The organism is Sphingobacterium sp. 2149, assembly GCF_031455655.1.
GTDB lineage: Bacteria > Bacteroidota > Bacteroidia > Sphingobacteriales > Sphingobacteriaceae > Sphingobacterium.
This window is the reverse complement of record NZ_JAVDTD010000011.1, coordinates 265,572-282,556: the sequence shown is the minus strand read 5'-3', so window position 1 is coordinate 282,556 and position 16,985 is coordinate 265,572. Positions and strand designations below refer to the sequence as shown.

Here is a 16,985-nt window from a genome sequence, read left to right as displayed (position 1 = left end):
AATCCTTTAAACAAAAATGACCGAGTAAGGTAAACCCGATACTCAGTCATTTCTTTAGGACTCATTAAAAACTTGAGACTTTTTCAGTGCCCTCATCTGCAGCCGGTCTTTTTTGTTGTTGGTTATTGATTAACATCACTTTCTTCTTCTTCTGTATCTATTTCTATGCGTTCGCCTTTGGTATTAATCAAAATTACATCATCCGAATCCGCTAAAGATACAGAAGCTATACCATCACTGAAAGCAGTAGCTCCGCTGTATATGAATGGGATTGCTATTTTTCCCTGTCCATCTAAATAGCCGTATTTTCCATCTTTGCTCGCCAGGAAAAGATTGGGTTCTTCGGTAATTGAAATAAAATCGTAATCAGGTGCAATGATCCGATTCATTTTTATGTCAGCAAGATTATACTTGTCGTTTTCGATGCTAATGAAATGCGTTGAATTATTTTCTGAAATGTAGCTATATCGTGCCGGAATAACGATTTTACCACCTTGATTCAAAAGTCCATAGTTGTTATTTAATTGAAAGATAGCATATCCGCCATTAATGACCGATATCATATCATAGTTTGCTGCAATCAAAATATTTCCGGTTTTATCCATCACTCCATATCTCTCGTTTAGTCCAAAAACAAATTGTTCAAGGTAATGATCATAGCCTAAATAATCATATTTGAAAGGGATTGTTACTTTACCAACTGAGTTAATAGTGCCATATTTCTCATTCTTATATTGAACTATGCTGATATCTCCGACAAATGGCGCGATGTAAAGATATTGGGCGGGTACAATTGTTTTTTTCTCGCTGTCTTTTAATCCCACAAGACGAGTTGTGGCATCTTCGAAGACATAGAGATTTTCAGCCATTTGATTGCTCTCTATTGTGTTTTCTTCGGTTGAGTCGCTGGAATGCTCATTCGAATTGTTGGTCTTGAACGTTTCATTTATTTGAGCAAACGACATCGTACTGGTTACCAGAAAGGCTGCGAATGATAAGGATATTTTTTTCATTTTGTTAAACTTTGAAGCACAAATATCCTGATTGCAAGTAAGGCGTTGTATCCCTGAAATCCGTTATTTTAACGATAAATCCACTTCGGTCTTTTCTTTCAGCAAGCAACAAGACCTTATCGATGTATGGTGTTGGTATTTAGTCAATGGTCAATTGATAGTTAAGCAATAGTCCGGGCAGTTGTTCTAGGCTAAATTTACTTTTTTTCATGCGATTGGCGTCTGGATCAAGCTGTATATTGATGGACGATCTAAAATCACAGCCTTCGAGGTTACATTGAACGAAACGGGCATTGAATAGATTAGTCTTTTTAAATACCGCATGCTGAAGATTGGCGCGTTCAAAATCCACGTGTTGCAAAGAGCAGTTTTCAAATTTAAACTTCTTTAGGTTTCTTTCAAAAAAAGAGGAGTAATCCAGCACAGAATTGCTGAAATTGACATGAAAGGAAAATGAACTGCATGCATTAAAGTTTATGCCCAGCATTTTACAGTTATCAAAAACAACATGATCTAATTGTGTCCCATTTAAACTGACATTGGAGACATTGGAAGACTTAAATTCACAGTTTGCGAAAATGAGGTTTACCAGCTCCACATTTTGAAAATCGCATTGTTCAAAAATGCATTTATAGTATTCTTGAACTTCTTTTAGTTCGGTTGTGAAAGTCTGTTTAGTGATTGTTTGTTCGACAAGCTCTTTCATTTGCTAACGTTTTGGCATTGATTCTAGTTGGTATTGATTTTAGCTAAAATAAGGAATTCTTCGGAATGATTTCATTTTAATATGAATTAGATCTTGATGTTTTGACTCGCAGAAAATACCTGTTTCTAGGGATACAAATGCTGATTTTTTAAGGCTATCTTTGGTAAAGCCATAGACATCACCATGGGGATGCTGGGTACCAAGTTGGAGCATTGTAGAACTCTGGTAGGGTTTAGTATAAATTGTTAAAGGGCACCTTTGGGTGCCCTTTACATGCTAATAAATCCTGGATCGTATTAATACATCTTAGTTATTTTTTAAATATTGACGTAGTACATATTGTAGGATGCCGTCATTCTTAAAATATTCAATTTCGATGGCCGAATCAAGCCTTGCTTTTACTTGAAATGTGGTGACTTTTCCAGTTTCATGTACAGCCGTTACCGCGAGCAGTTTATGGGGTGTTAAGTCGGTTTCCAGTCCTGTGATGGTATAAACTTCTGTTCCGTCTAGGCCTAATTTCTCGGCATTTTCATCATTGATAAAAACCAGTGGTGCCACGCCCATGCCGACCAGATTGCTTCGATGGATACGCTCAAAACTTTCAGCAATTACAGCCCGTACGCCAAGCAGAAATGTCCCCTTGGCCGCCCAATCTCTCGAAGAGCCCGAACCATACTCTTTTCCAGCCAATATAATCAGCGGCGTATTGTCATTACGGTAATTCATAGCAGTATCATACACCGTTTTTACCTCATTCTTAGGGAAATAGCGACTAAATCCACCTTCGCGATCGACGATTTTGTTTTTGATACGTACATTGGCAAATGTTCCGCGCATCATGACCTCGTGGTTGCCACGTCTGGATCCATAGGAATTAAAATCTTCTTTACTTACCTGATGTGACCTGAGGTATTGTCCAGCTGCCGTGTCTTCTTTGAATGAGCCGGCAGGAGATATGTGATCCGTCGTCACCGAATCGCCGAGATAAAGAAGCACCCGTGCATTTTTAATATCCTGTATAGGGTTAGGAACAGCCTGTAAATTTTCGAAAAAAGGTGATTCCTTGATGTAAGTGGAAGTATTGTCCCATTGGTAATTCTGGTCAAGATTTACTTCAAGTTCTTGCCAATCTGTTGACCCGTCGAAGATCACATCATAAACTTCTTGAAAATCTGACTGTTTGACACAGGCATTGACGGTTTCCATAATATCTTCCCGGGTGGGCCAAATATCTTTAAGATATACAGGCTCACCGTTGGGGTCGTAATCAATTGGCTCTTCCAATAGGTTGATATCAACTCTCCCGACGAGGGCATAGGCAACAACAAGCATCGGCGACATCAAAAAATTCATTTTGACCTGCGGATGCACACGTGCCTCAAAATTTCGATTGCCAGATAATACTGAGGCGACAATCAGTTCACCCTTTTCTACCGCTTCTGCGATTTGGGGCGGGAGAGGGCCGGAGTTTCCAATACAGGAGGTACAACCATAGCCCACGGTGTGAAAACGCAGGGCGTCAAGATCTGCGCGAAGTCCCGATCGTTCGAGGTATTGGGTAACGACCTTTGAGCCAGGTGCTAAGGAAGTTTTTACCCAAGATTTTGTGCGAAGTCCGCGTTCGATCGCGTTTCGAGCCAATAAACCAGCGCCGATCATGACGGTAGGATTCGATGTGTTTGTACAGCTCGTTATGGCAGCAATGGCAATACTACCATCACTAACAATATACTCCTTATGATTGTGTTTGATGCGAACGGCATGAATAGACTCCTGAATAACTTCATGTGGCGAAGCATGGTCGACAGGTACTTTTCCAAAGGTAAACTCTGTGCCTGAACCGCCGTCGGCGAGCCATGCTGATTCAGATCGCTGCAGCACTGGAACATATTGACGATGGTGTTCGCTGTCTAAGAGTGTTGAGAATGTAGCCTTTAAATCTTTTACCAAAATTTTATCTTGAGGACGTTTGGGACCTGACACAGTAGGCTCTAGGTTGGATAAATCGAATTCTACCACCGAAGAATATTGAATATCCTCGTTGCCCGTACGCCAAAGTAGGTTGTTTTTGCAATAATCTTCAACAATTTTAATTTGTTCAGCACTTCGATTGGTACTATGCATGTATTCGAGGGTTCGATCATCAATTGGAAAATACGTAACCGTACAGCCAAATTCCGGAGACATATTTGAGATGGTTGCACGATCTGTTACCGATAGGCTGTCTAATCCCTCTCCAAATACTTCAACAAATTTTCCGACAACGCCTTTTTCGCGTAAGACTTTTGTTATGGAAAGTACCATATCCGTGGCGGTGCATATACCTGGTATTTTTCCACTGAGCTTGAGACCTATAACTTCTGGGCAGGTGAAAAAGATGGGTTGTCCAAGCATGGCTGCTTCAGCTTCTATGCCGCCAACTCCCCAGCCTAAAACGCCAATACCATTGACCATTGGCGTGTGCGAGTCTGTACCTACTAATGTGTCTGGAAAAAGCCAATTGTCATGCGCTACGACGCCTTTGGCTAGATATTCCAAATTGACCTGGTGACAGATACCCATACCCGGTGGAACGACAGTAAAATTTTCTAATCCTTTCTGCGCCCATTTAAGAAGTTCATAACGCTCGCGGTTACGTTCATATTCCAACGCGACATTTTTATCATAAGAATATTCAGTGCCAAAGTAATCTACCTGAACGGAGTGGTCAATCACGAGATCCACTGGTATGGCAGGATTTATCTTCTGTCCATCCTTGCCGTGACGGATAAATTCGGCACGTAAGGATGCCATATCGACCACTGCAGGTACTCCTGTAAAATCTTGCATTAAAATCCGGGCTGGTTTGAAAGGAATATCTTTATCTACGGGCTGGGGCGACCAGTTGATCAGTGTATTAACGTGCTCATCCGTGATACTGAATCCATCGTGGTTACGCAAAACATTCTCCAATAATATCCGAATGCTAAAGGGTAAGTGATTGATGCTACCTTCCGGAAGGTCCTTAATGGAACTGTAATGGTAAGATCTTCCGTTAATTTCAATTTCGCGTATTGATTTCTCTTTGCTCATATTCATCTACTTATTTTTCTTAGTATATAATATTCATAGGCCCAAATTTGTTTGTAATATCTTTTACACACACCTTTATCTATTTTATGTAAAATCGACCTGTGGTTAGGAATGGTTAAAAAAAACGTCAAACTAAGTATTTGATCCTTTTGAAGCAATCAAATGAAGTTATTGGTATTCTGTTAGGTATTATGAAAATGGCAATAAATAAGCATCGTACAATAGGACTAACAGAATTTAGTAGTGGAGTGTTTTATTGATGGGTTTATTGTTTTTTTCTGCACCGCTAGAATCGGACTGGGGATAGATTCTAGGATTATTCAAGATAGCAAGATAATGGAAGATAATTTATGTTTCATTTAGTATTTTCGGCATTTTCTTGCTAATTTTGCATGCTAATTGTATAAGGAGAAATTATCTATGCCCGTCAAACTTCCTAATAACCTTCCTGCCATTGAGCTGTTGAAAAAGGAAAATATATTTGTCATGAGCGATTTAAGAGCAAATGAGCAAGATATTAGACCACTACGTGTTTTAGTACTTAATTTAATGCCTCTTAAAATTACCACTGAGACAGATTTTATCCGTTTGCTGTCTAATAATCCTTTGCAGGTGGAAATGGAGTTTTTACGACTTGAAACACATGTCTCTAAGAACACACCGGAAGAGCACTTGGAAATGTTTTACAAGAGTCTGACTGAGGTAAAGGAAAACTTCTACGATGGTATGATCATTACGGGTGCTCCGGTTGAAATGGTTGCTTTTGAGGAGGTGACCTATTGGAATGAAATCAAGACGATCTTTGATTGGGCGAGAACGCATGTAACCTCCAGTTTGTATATCTGCTGGGCTTCCCAAGCGGCATTATATCATTTTTATGAGGTAGAGAAGAAGCCGTTAAGAGAGAAGCTTTTTGGTGTATTTAAGCATACAGCTTTAGATAAGAGACACCCTTTGTTTCGGGGGTTTGATGATGAATTCTATATCCCCCATAGCCGCCATACGACTGTTGAAAAGGATGATCTTTTAACGAAGGATGGTTTGGAAATTCTTTCAGAATCTCCGGAAGCGGGCATTGCGATCGCTTCATCCCGTGGGGGGCGAGAGTTTTATTTGACTGGACACTCGGAATATGCACCTTTTACATTGGACGAAGAATATAAACGAGACTTGGAAAAAGGTCAGCAGATTGCAATGCCTGTCAATTATTATGTCGATGATAATCCTGAGAATCGCCCTTTGGTTCGGTGGACAAGCCATGCCAATCTGTTGTTCAATAATTGGTTGAATTACTTCGTTTATCAGGAAACACCTTTTGACCTGAAAGATGTTATCCATTTGGGGGAAATCAAACAGGGGTAATCGCTTTTATCCCGACGAAACCCATTAGAATAGTATGCTATTTTAAGACAAATCTCCAATTGTCGCGGATAATCTAAGTTGCTTTTTGAAACTCATTTGTTGCATCGACAATAGAATAACTTTTCTTAAGTTTGTATATAGCGATAAACAAACTAAATTTTATATGAAGAAAAACATACTCTTAGCAGCCCTGCTGACCTGTGGTTCATTGATAAGCCATGCGCAAAACAATGCAATTAATGTGACTTACATGGATAAAAGCGTACGCCCTCAAGATGACTTTTACAATTTTGTGAATGGACAATGGATGAAAACAGTCAAGATTCCTTCCGATAAGGCGCGATGGGGATCATTTGATGAGCTTCGTGAAAATACAGATATTGCTACATTAAAGGTCCTGCAAGAGTCACTTTCAGGTGAATTTCAGAAAGGAACAGACAATCAGAAGATCGCAGATTTGTATAAATCGTTCGTAGATATGAAGACGCGTAACAAACTCGGTTTGGAGCCAGTTAAGCCATATCTTAATAAAATCGCTGCGATTAAAAATTTCAGCGACTTGTATGAGTATCTTGTCGAAGTGGGGCCTATTGGCGGAAATCCTTTTTTCAGTGGTTATGTTTATGCACATCTTAAGAATTCAGATGTCAATACGCTATATTTAGGTGGAGGAAGTCTCGGGTTGGGAAGATCCTATTATCAGGTAAATGACAAGAAGAATGAAGAGACATTAAATGATTATTCGACTTATATCTCTTCACTTTATGCCAAATCAGGTCAACTTACAAGGGATTTAAAGGGGCCGAAAATTGTTGCCTTTGAAAAGCAGTTGGCCTCAAATCTTAAAACTGTTGAGCAATCAAGGGATGCCAATGGCCGGTATAATCCGATCGCTGTTGCGGATCTGAAAAAAATCGTGAAGAATATCGATATTGCAAAATACTTAAATGACGTCGGTTTTAAGGCTGACACGGTTATTATACCGGAAATAAAATACTATGAAAATCTTGACAAAGTTTTCAATCCTAAAAATTTACCGGTGATTAAAGAGTTATTGACATTTCATGTGCTAAATAACGCGGCGTCGTACACTACGCAAGAATTAAACGATCTGTCTTTTGATTTTTGGGGGCGTAAGTTAAAAGGACAAAAAGAACAACGTGCGCTAGACAAGCGCGGCGTAGAGTTTGTTAACTCCATCGCGGGAGAGCTATTGGGTAAATTATATGTGAAAGAAAGCTTTCCTCCAAAGGCTAAAGCCGAGGCTGAGGAGCTTGTAAGCTATCTGATTAAAGCATTCGGCCAGCATATCAAGGACTTGACCTGGATGTCTGACGACACAAAAGTAAAGGCTTTGGAAAAACTGGCTAAGTTTAAAGTTAAAATTGGTTACCCAGATAAGTGGAAAGATTATAGCAAACTTGAAGTGGGTACGTCGTTGTATGAAAATGTATTGGCATCAAGCAAATGGGCATTTTATCAAAATTTGGCTAAACAAGATAAGCCAGTGGACAAGTCTGAATGGGGGATGACCCCGCAAACTGTAAACGCTTATTATAGTCCATTGTTTAACGAAATTGTCTTTCCCGCGGCTATTCTTCAACCTCCGTTCTATGATTACAAGGCCGATGCAGCTGTTAATTTCGGTGGTATTGGTGCGGTAATTGGTCACGAACTTTCACACGGCTTTGACGATCAGGGTGCTAAATATGATGGGAATGGAAATCTGAACAACTGGTGGAGCGATAGTGATAAGGCAAAATTTGAAGCCGCTGCAGATGCATTGGTCCGTCAATTTGAATCTTATGAACCTGTGCCAGGAGTTTTTGTAAACGGTCGTTTCACATTGGGCGAGAACATCGGTGATTTGGGCGGCTCATCTGTCGCTTTTGATGCCTTGCAACTTTATTTGAAAGATAAGGGCAATCCTGGATTGATAGATGGGTTTACACAAGATCAACGCTTCTTCCTTTCTTGGGCAACTATTTGGAGGACCAAAACAACGGATGAGTTTGTGGTCAACCAAGTGAAGACCGATCCCCATTCTCCAGCGCAGTATCGTGCTTTTGCGCCGATTATTAACCTGGACGCTTTTCACAAAGCTTGGAATACCAAGGAGGGAGACAAAATGTTTGTTCCTGTGAATAAGCGGATTAAAATTTGGTAGTTTGTTCATGAGATCAATTAAAAAAGGGCGTATTGCAAAATGGAATACGCCCTTTATATTGACTCAATTTAAGCTATCTCATCCATTTCAAAACCAAATAGAACCCAATGGCTGTAACGGATAAACTCAATGCAGTTGCCCACCATAGCGTTGTGAAACCAAAGGAATCAACAATACTTGTGCCCAGGATTGGCGAAAAAATATTTGCAGCTGAAAAGGCCAGTGAGTTGAAGCCCATGTAGGCTCCTTGGGTTTTCGGGGAAGACCGATTGACAGAAACGGTTGCCATAAAAGGCAATGTGAGCATTTCTCCCAATCCAAAAATAAAAAATGTGAAATATAACCAAGCAAGTCCACCAGTAAAATTTAGCATAGCATATGAAATGGCACATAAAAATGTTCCAAAGACGAGTGTGCTAATTAATGAAAATCTCTTCTCGGCAATATGAACAATAAACATTTCTAATAACACAATGACGAAGCCGCTCCATCCAAGCAGAAATCCAATTTGGTGATCATTCAAATGGTGAACTTCTCGATAGAATATCGGTAAGGTAGTGATCAGCTGAAAAAAACAAAAAGAGAAGATACAACAAAAGATATTGAATAGGATAAATGGCACATCGGTATAAGGATTTCGTCCTTTTTGAGGCATTTCATTATCAGGTGTAGTCTCTTTTTTTGATCTGATATCGCTTCTTTTTTGTCTTTTATGAAAAAAGACAAAGAAAATTATTGCTGCACAGAGAACGGCAAGGGAATTTCCATAAAATATCCAATTGAAAGAGATGGATGCTAGAAAACCTGCCACCGCTGGACCGATCGAGAAGCCCAGATTGATAGCCAAACGATTCAATGAAAAGGCGCGGGTGATATTTTCGGGTTTAGCGTAACTTGCTACTGAGACGGAGTTTGCAGGTCTAAAAGCATCAAAAATCAAGCTTAACGTAAAAATCATGATTGATAGCGACTGTACCTCTTTAAAGTATGGTATCAGTAGGAATAAAGGAGCGGCCAACACAAGACTTCCGAACTGAACCTTGAAACTACCAATTCGATCGGTCAGCCAGCCTCCTATGTAAGATCCACAGACGGAGCCAACGCCATAACACATCAAAACAATTCCGACTTGTTTTATATCGAAGTGCAAAACTCTGGTCATGTAAAGGCCGAGAAATGGAATCACCATGCTTCCCATTCTATTGATCAGCATGACGATAGCAAGCAGCCATGCAGCTTGTGAGAGTCCTCTAAAGGAGTCTAGGTATATTGATAAAATTCTTTTCATTAAAGGGTAAATCAGCTTATATAAACCTCGTGTTTTAAGTCTATAAGTCTTCTTGTTGTCTTGAAAAAAAATGCCAAATTGATTAGTCAATTTGGCATTTATGAATAGTGAATCAAATTATGCCAACATGGACGCTGGAATTGTAGGATCGACTTGATAGGTGCTCGCCACCATTTGTTTCTTTTTGGAACCCGGCTCCATAATGAAATCAATCCTCCCCAGATTAATCCCTGCAAAACCGACTTGATTCACAACGGTCTTCGTACCTTTTAAATTGGTAACTAATGTGGGTTCATTTAAAAATGTATGCGTATGCCCGCCTATAATTAAGTCGATATCTGATGTTTTAGTTGCAAGCACCAAATCCGACACTTTATCGTTTTCATATTGGTAACCTAAATGCGACAGACAGATGATGAGATCGCATTTATGTTTTTCCTTGAGTATCTTTACCACCTTTTTGGATACCTCAATTGGATCCAGATATTTCATTCCCTTAAAGTTATTGGGATCTACCAATCCCTCGATATCTACACCGAGCCCGAATACACCGATTTTTATACCACCCTTATGAAATATGGTGTAATCGCTGGTTTTTCCTTCCAATACTGTTCCTTTAAAGTCGTAATTGGCCGTTAAAAACGGAAATTTAGCATGGTCCAGGTATTTCACAAGTCCGTCCAGTCCATTGTCAAATTCGTGATTTCCAAATGTCCCAGCGTCATACCCCAATTTCGTCATGAGATCCAGCTCCAGCTTACCTCCAAATAGATTAAAATAGGGTGTACCTTGAAACATATCGCCCGCATCTAATAATAGGAGGTGTTCTTCTTCTTTGCGAATTTTATTGATAAGCGTGCTTCGGCGAGCCACACCACCCAATCCTTGATATTTGCCACCATCCATAGGAAAAGGTTCAATGCGGCTATGCACATCGTTGGTATGTAAGATTGTAAGTTTTACTTTTTTGCTCTTAGCGTTAGCTTGAAAAGGAAGTGACCCCAATGCAACTGCAGCAGAAAATCCACCAACTTGCTTGATAAATGATCTTCGGTTAATTGATTTTAATTCTTCCATCTAATTCTGCATTTACTTTTTTGCCTTCTTTCGTTAATTCACTCACGTATTCAATCAGTCCTTCACGCATCCGCTGCGGATAATTTGCCCGTGATACAGATTGTGTCAACAGTGTCAGGTTGTCGCCACCATTAGCGAGATAATCATAGGTTACCAATTTATACAACTTATTGTCTTCAATTGCTAAACCTTTGATTTTAATGTCCTGGGCTTTGTTGCCTGTAATGGTCAACGTCATCCCAGCGATGGGTTGACCATGTGTTGAGGCGATATAGTCTGCAAGTTGACGAATTTGACTTCCCTTGAGTTCGAGAATTGTTAAAGTGTTTTCGAAAGGCATCACCTCGAAAATATGTCCAACGGTAATATCGCCTGCTTTCAGATCATTTCGGATTCCACCCTTAGTAGCAAATGCTAAATCCGCAGGGTTATGGGCATTGTGTTCACTCATCCACAACAAGGCTTCACAAAAAAAATTGCCCATTAATGTTTCTGCCGTCTTCTCTTTTGTCAACGCTTTGTCTGCATGTCCTATCACTCGATTCATCTCAACTTCCATTTTATGTTTGAAGGGCTCGTAGATTGATACGACTGTAGGATCAGCTTGCATATCGCTATTGATATGATATTGTTGGAAATCTTTCTGCGTTGGATGGAGCTGCTTGCTACAACTGGCAACCATCAAAAGCGAACCGAATCCAAGGCTACCAATAAAGGCAATTTGCTTTGATATCTTCATTCTTTTTTCGTTTAACCAAATATTGGGCAAAGTTAGCCAATTATATATGAACAAATCTTATCCAATGTTAGCTAATTTTTAAAAACAACAAAAGCTTAACATCGTATGTTAAGCTTTGTCCATATAATTAGAAAAATAACAACCTAGTGTACTAATTCCGACTCAGCGATAGGGTTGGTATCCAACTTATTCTCTGGTTGGAGAACTTTTCTACTTTTGCTACGCGCGGACAGTTTGGCTCGATACGCTTTCCAGTTCATTAACAAGACTGAAAATAAGATCACAGCTAGTCCGAAAATCTGCAATGAGGTCACTACATGCGAAGTGAAAAAATGACTTAAAATAAGTGCAATGATTGGATTCACATAGGCATACGTACTAACTTCCATTGCGGGGCGAACCTGTAGTAACCAAATATAGGAGCTAAAGGCGAGGATTGAGCCAAAAGTAATTAGGTAGCCCAAATTGAACCAGTCCACCGGTGCCACGCTACTTAGCGTAAATGTTGTATACTCACCGGTGAAAAGGGCGGTGATATTAAAGAGTATACCTGCAGTAACCATTTGCCAAGCGGTCTTCACCATGACATGTAAATCCTCTTCCTCTTGTTTCTCAGATTTTTTGAAATATTTGGAAATCAAAGACCCTACGGTCCAAGCGATAGAACCTAATACTAAAATAGATAGGGCGATCACCTTAAGTGTTCCATCGGTATTATCATTGGTCGACATAATCTGTTCAGCGAATAACATCACCACTCCACAGAAGCCTAACGCGACACCTAAAACCGTGCTAATACTGCTGAAATTTTCTTTCCATTTGGGTTTATCCAATAAAATAAACCAGATCGCTGCTGCTGCAGCAATAATGGCAGCAACACCACCTGAAACATATTGTTCGGCCCAGATAACCCCAGCCATATCGACAAAAAGCAATAGAAATCCTACGATTGTTGCTTCCTGAACGGATCGCTTATTAAACAATTTATAACCTTTCATTGCGCAATATGTCATTAGAATTGCGCTGGCTGTAACAAATCGAAACGAACCTAAAATAAATGGTGGAAAACTATGTAGTGCCTTTTCTATAAAGAAAAAGGTGGATCCCCATACAACATAAATAATGATATAGGCGACAACAACCATCAACGGGTTAGCGGCCTTTTTTTGTCCTTGCAACATGATTAAACTTCCTTTCTATTACTCAGGTATTACGACCTGCTGATCTTCCTTAACAGTTTGAAGTACAATTGTAGTACGGGTGGAGATGATCCCTTCCACTTTACTTAAAGTATTTCGCATTAGATCAACTAATCCGGTCGAATCTGCAGTTCTTACTTTAATCAGGTAACCATCATCACCTGCAATGTCATGTACTTCCTGTACTTCAGGAATTTCGGCAAGTGCCAACCCAACTGTTTGTTCACCAATGATATCATTGGCTTTTATGAAAATAAATGATAAAAGTTTTTGATCGACCGCTGCAGGATTGATCTTTGCACTGTATTTTAAAATTACCTCTTTTTGCTCGAGCTTTTTTACCCGTTCTAGAATCGCAGAAGGTGCCATTCCCAGCTCTCTGGCGATATCGGCGTTGTTGATACGTCCATTGTCCTGCATTAAACGCAAGATTCTGTAATCGACCTGATCTAAATTATATTCTACTTTTGTCATTTCGACCGCAAAGGTATGCAATAAAGTATAAAATTCAAAATATTATAATAAATAATGAATATAATTCTGTTGTTTTGCTGGTGTTAGTGAATATTGTTCGAATATGGTGGTACTTTGATTTGATCGAATGTGTTAATGGTCTGAAAATAAATATATTGTCTTTTAGTGAGCAGAGTTTAAGATCAAAAAATGTATCGTTTTCTTAATTTCAAAATAATATTTCTTGTTGAAAGTATGACGCTCAGTCCGATTAAACAACCTAAACAAACACAACCAAAGCGATCTAAGGCAGCGAAGTAGGAGCGGCTTTCCTGTTCATGCAGATAGACTATAATTAGCGCAACCATCGATGTCCTCGCTACAGCTATAATGTTGAGTACTTTACAAGTAATCAACGAGGCCAGGATACCGATTACCATTGCGTAAAGTTGCTGGATCGGAACAAAATATAAGCTCAGTCCAATGGCGGATCCTATGAAATTGGATTTGGCCCGATCGATCGCTATTTTTTTTGATTCATTCTCTTGTGGAGAAATCACCAGTATAATCGAGATAAGGGTCCAAGAAACAGAATATTGGGGAAAGGATACAAATAAAGGATAACCGATAAGGAATCCAATTAGTACGCGAATCGTATATATAATAAAATCTGAATGGAGCGTATAGCGAAGGAATAGATTACGCATATAAGAATATCAATCGTTAATTTAAATGATGTAGTGCTACAAAAATACAAGCATTGTTGGAAGGAACGAAATATAATTATCATTTATGGCAAATGTTCCTGTTTGCGTTTTTGTGCGTTTTTTGCTTTTGATTTGGTTATTTCTTGCATTCTACTCTTTTACCAATGCATAAATTTGACTAGATTTGTTCTATACTTTAAATGCAGATTAAGTGAAAGATCAGAATCAATTAGCCTCATTAGCTTCACAACTCAAAGGGGAGCTCTATTATACCCATGAAACTAAGGACCAAACGATGTTGCTAGCCTATTCGACCGATGCGTCTGTCTATCAGGAAAAACCGTTGGCCGTAGCGATACCCGCAGATATTGATGATATTAAAAAATTAATTGATTTTGCGCGACAGAATAAGGTTACTATCATACCACGTACTGCCGGCACTTCCTTGGCAGGCCAGGTAGTCGGCCATGGTATTATTATGGATATTTCCCGTTATTTTAACCATATTATTGAGCTTAATGTTGAAGAGCAATGGGTTCGAGTTCAACCGGGGGTGATTCGCGATGACTTAAACAACTATCTTAAGCCTTTTGGGCTGATGTTTGGTCCTGAAACTTCAACCGCGAGTCGCGCCATGATAGGCGGAATGATTGGTAATAACTCTTCGGGCCTGCATTCGATCGTCTGGGGCGATACACGGCACAATTTGATTTCAGCAAATGTAATCTTGGATGATTGCTCTGAGGTGGCATTTGAAACCTTAGACGAAGCGGCTTATTTTAATAAATTATTATTGACTGGCCGCGAGGGGGATATTTATCGTCATATGAATTCATTGTTGACCAATCCTCAGCATTTAAGCGCAATTGAAACCGGCTATCCAAAGCGATCGATCACAAGAAGAAATACAGGCTACGCGCTGGATATTTTAAGTGATCGTTCGGCTCCTTTTAATATGTGTAATTTATTGGCGGGTTCTGAAGGTACGCTGGCTGTCGTTATAGAAGCTAAACTTAAGTTAATGCCCTTGCCTCCTCCTGAACTAGGTTTGCTCTGTGTTCATTTCGCCGATATGGTAGAATGTATGCATGGTAATGTTGTGGCTTTAGCGCACAAGCCGGAAGCTTCAGAATTAGTGGATAAATACATCATGGATTTTACGGTTGGGCATCCAACGTACAAGTATAATCGTTTTTTTATAGAGGGCGATCCGCAAGCGCTATTGATTGTGGAGTTTAGAGGGCATACAGCGGCCGAAACAGCAGCGAAAGCGATGGCGCTGAAAGCCGATCTCGTTGCACGTGGCCTAGGTTATGCTTATCCCTATATTACGGGTATAGAGCAGACGAATTTAGTTTGGGATGTACGCAAAGCGGGACTGGGGCTCATTCGTAATTTACCGGGTGATAGTCAGCCCGTAAATTTGATTGAGGATTGTGCGGTGTCGCCTGAAGATCTCCCTGCTTATGTGAGTGATATTCAAAAGCTTTTGGTGGAAGAGGGTGTGCATGCGTCATACTACGCGCACGCTGGCGCAGGCGAATTGCATATTGAACCATTCGTAAATTTGAAAACGCCAGCAGGGAAGCGTACTTTTCGTTCTATCCTTGAAAAAACCAGTGACCTAGTTTTGAAATATAATGGCTCATTGAGTGGCGAGCATGGTGACGGTCGTCTTCGCGGAGAGTTTATTGGCAAGGTGCTCGGCGATAAAGTCTACAAATTACTTGAAGAAGTTAAATTTATCTTTGATCCAAAGGGGGTTTTTAACGCAAATAAAATTGTCAACACACCGCCAATGGATTCTCACCTCCGTTATGATAATGATAGCAACCGGACAGAAATAAAAACCTATTTCGATTTTTCTAAAGAGGAGTCTATTCTTCGATTGGCAGAGAAGTGTTCAGGCTCGGGAGATTGTCGGAAGACTGAAATTACTGGTGGAACAATGTGTCCTTCGTTTATGGCTACGCGTGATGAAAAAGATACTACACGCGCACGAGCGAATATGTTAAGACAGTTTTTAACAAATTCCACCAAGAAAAACCGTTTCGATCATGAAGAGATTAAAGAAGTCATGGATCTGTGTTTGAGCTGCAAAGGTTGTAAAACGGAATGTCCTTCGAGTGTGGACGTGGCTAAAATGAAAGCAGAATTTTTACAGCATTATTATGATGAACATGGGGCCGGATTTAGAACAAAACTAATTGCTAATTTCACGCAGTCTCAGAAGTTGGGGGCGTGGGTCGCACCCCTTTATAATTTTGTTGTAAAAAATGATTTTCTGTCTGGCTTGGTCAAGAAAACCGTCGGGTTTGCACCTAAACGTTCGCTGCCTACAGTAAATGGAACAACCTTGAGCCAGTGGGTAAAAACACAAGGTCCTATTAGGGATGCCAAGCGTAAGGTCTATCTTTTCTCGGATGAGTTTACCGAATATAATGATGCAGAAATCGGTATTACAGCGTATAAATTACTTATTGCCTTGGGCTATGAAGTGATTATTCCAAAACATGTGCAAAGTGGACGGACTTACCTTTCTAAAGGTTTTGTGAAAGAAGCAAAGAAAATTGCCAATAAAAATATCCATTTTTTAAAAGGATTAATAACCGACGAAACACCGCTTTTAGGGGTTGAACCATCCGGTATCATTACGTTTAGAGATGAATATTTAAGCCTGGTGGATGACGATATTCGTATTGAGGCGCAAAACATAGCTAAAAATGCGCTGATGATTGATGAATTTTTACTGACTGAGATGAAAGCAGGACGTATTCGCCCGGAACAGTTTACAACAACAGCAAGAAAAATCAAGCTTCATGGTCACTGTTACCAAAAGGCTTTCCATCTGGTTACTGTTACGGAACAGGTATTGTCATTTCCGACGAATTTTAGCGTAGAGACAATTCCTTCTGGATGCTGTGGTATGGCGGGTTCATTTGGTTATGAGGCCGAGCATTATGACGTTTCAATGAAAGTTGCCGAGCTGGTTTTGTTACCAGCTGTACGGAAAACGGAAGCCGACACCTTGATTGCCGCAGCAGGCACCTCTTGTAGACATCAAATCAAAGATGGGGTCGGACGAAAATCTTATCATCCTGTGGAAATTTTATATGATGCTTTATTGAAATAAAATAAAAACATTGATAATAGTTGTTTGTTATCTGTAATAATGGTAATATTATAAGAGCAATAATCA

Annotated in this window: 12 protein-coding genes; 3 read left to right on the top strand and 9 right to left on the bottom strand. The window is 39.8% G+C overall.

What is annotated here, in order from left to right:
* Nucleotides 1-122 precede the first annotated feature (122 nt).
* The 3 genes from J2X77_RS17360 to acnA form a co-directional block, all read right to left on the bottom strand.
* Nucleotides 123-1,013, bottom strand: a complete 891-nt coding sequence (locus tag J2X77_RS17360) for a WG repeat-containing protein (protein WP_310081802.1) — start codon at nt 1,011-1,013, stop codon at nt 123-125.
* A 139-nt stretch (nt 1,014-1,152) separates the two neighbouring features.
* Nucleotides 1,153-1,719, bottom strand: a complete 567-nt coding sequence (locus J2X77_RS17355; protein WP_209579452.1) for a pentapeptide repeat-containing protein — start codon at nt 1,717-1,719, stop codon at nt 1,153-1,155.
* 306 nt (nt 1,720-2,025) lie between these two features.
* Nucleotides 2,026-4,794, bottom strand: coding sequence for an aconitate hydratase AcnA (gene acnA / locus J2X77_RS17350; RefSeq protein ID WP_310081798.1), 2,769 nt, complete (start codon nt 4,792-4,794; stop codon nt 2,026-2,028).
* Between the two features lie 420 nt (nt 4,795-5,214).
* On the opposite strand from acnA, the gene metA reads away from it, so the two are divergent.
* Both metA and J2X77_RS17340 read left to right on the top strand, forming a co-directional pair.
* Nucleotides 5,215-6,156 (top strand): homoserine O-succinyltransferase, encoded by a 942-nt coding sequence (gene metA / locus J2X77_RS17345; protein WP_209579454.1) that lies wholly within the window; start codon nt 5,215-5,217, stop codon nt 6,154-6,156.
* A gap of 163 nt (nt 6,157-6,319) precedes the next feature.
* Entirely contained in the window at nt 6,320-8,323 is a 2,004-nt protein-coding gene (locus J2X77_RS17340; protein WP_209579455.1) for a M13 family metallopeptidase, read from the top strand.
* 73 nt (nt 8,324-8,396) lie between these two features.
* On the opposite strand, the gene J2X77_RS17335 is transcribed toward J2X77_RS17340, so the two are convergent.
* The 6 genes from J2X77_RS17335 to J2X77_RS17310 form a co-directional block, all read right to left on the bottom strand.
* The gene (locus J2X77_RS17335) at nt 8,397-9,611 is read right to left on the bottom strand and encodes an MFS transporter (protein WP_209579456.1); all 1,215 of its coding nucleotides are present in this window, start codon (nt 9,609-9,611) and stop codon (nt 8,397-8,399) included.
* Between the two features lie 117 nt (nt 9,612-9,728).
* Nucleotides 9,729-10,688 carry a bifunctional UDP-sugar hydrolase/5'-nucleotidase gene (locus tag J2X77_RS17330; protein WP_209579457.1) on the bottom strand — a complete coding sequence of 320 codons (960 nt, stop codon included), beginning with the start codon at nt 10,686-10,688 and terminating at the stop codon, nt 9,729-9,731.
* Nucleotides 10,666-11,427 (bottom strand): 5'-nucleotidase C-terminal domain-containing protein, encoded by a 762-nt coding sequence (locus J2X77_RS17325; RefSeq protein ID WP_293889207.1) that lies wholly within the window; start codon nt 11,425-11,427, stop codon nt 10,666-10,668. Before J2X77_RS17325 ends, J2X77_RS17330 begins: the two co-directional genes overlap by 23 nt.
* 143 nt (nt 11,428-11,570) lie before the next feature.
* A complete protein-coding gene (locus J2X77_RS17320) occupies nt 11,571-12,608 on the bottom strand; it encodes an EamA family transporter (RefSeq protein ID WP_209579459.1) in 1,038 nt (345 codons plus the stop codon).
* Nucleotides 12,609-12,626: 18 nt separating this feature from the next.
* Nucleotides 12,627-13,100 (bottom strand): Lrp/AsnC family transcriptional regulator, encoded by a 474-nt coding sequence (locus J2X77_RS17315; protein ID WP_209579461.1) that lies wholly within the window; start codon nt 13,098-13,100, stop codon nt 12,627-12,629.
* Between the two features lie 182 nt (nt 13,101-13,282).
* Nucleotides 13,283-13,786, bottom strand: coding sequence for an FUSC family protein (locus J2X77_RS17310; RefSeq protein WP_209579463.1), 504 nt, complete (start codon nt 13,784-13,786; stop codon nt 13,283-13,285).
* Nucleotides 13,787-13,997: 211 nt separating this feature from the next.
* Between J2X77_RS17310 and J2X77_RS17305 the strand changes: the two genes are divergently transcribed.
* On the top strand, nt 13,998-16,919 hold the full coding sequence (locus J2X77_RS17305; RefSeq protein WP_293889204.1) for an FAD-binding and (Fe-S)-binding domain-containing protein: 2,922 nt from the start codon (nt 13,998-14,000) through the stop codon (nt 16,917-16,919).
* Nucleotides 16,920-16,985 lie beyond the last annotated feature (66 nt).

Excerpts from the sequence above, each read along its gene's own strand:
- J2X77_RS17360 (WP_310081802.1), bottom strand. The coding sequence starts at position 1,013 with ATGAAAAAAATATCCTTATCATTCGCAGCCTTTCTGGTAACCAGTACG.
- J2X77_RS17355 (WP_209579452.1), bottom strand. The coding sequence starts at position 1,719 with ATGAAAGAGCTTGTCGAACAAACAATCACTAAACAGACTTTCACAACC.
- acnA (WP_310081798.1), bottom strand. The coding sequence starts at position 4,794 with ATGAGCAAAGAGAAATCAATACGCGAAATTGAAATTAACGGAAGATCT.
- metA (WP_209579454.1), top strand. The coding sequence starts at position 5,215 with ATGCCCGTCAAACTTCCTAATAACCTTCCTGCCATTGAGCTGTTGAAA.
- J2X77_RS17340 (WP_209579455.1), top strand. The coding sequence starts at position 6,320 with ATGAAGAAAAACATACTCTTAGCAGCCCTGCTGACCTGTGGTTCATTG.
- J2X77_RS17335 (WP_209579456.1), bottom strand. The coding sequence starts at position 9,611 with ATGAAAAGAATTTTATCAATATACCTAGACTCCTTTAGAGGACTCTCA.
- J2X77_RS17330 (WP_209579457.1), bottom strand. The coding sequence starts at position 10,688 with ATGGAAGAATTAAAATCAATTAACCGAAGATCATTTATCAAGCAAGTT.
- J2X77_RS17325 (WP_293889207.1), bottom strand. The coding sequence starts at position 11,427 with ATGAAGATATCAAAGCAAATTGCCTTTATTGGTAGCCTTGGATTCGGT.
- J2X77_RS17320 (WP_209579459.1), bottom strand. The coding sequence starts at position 12,608 with ATGTTGCAAGGACAAAAAAAGGCCGCTAACCCGTTGATGGTTGTTGTC.
- J2X77_RS17315 (WP_209579461.1), bottom strand. The coding sequence starts at position 13,100 with ATGACAAAAGTAGAATATAATTTAGATCAGGTCGATTACAGAATCTTG.
- J2X77_RS17310 (WP_209579463.1), bottom strand. The coding sequence starts at position 13,786 with ATGCGTAATCTATTCCTTCGCTATACGCTCCATTCAGATTTTATTATA.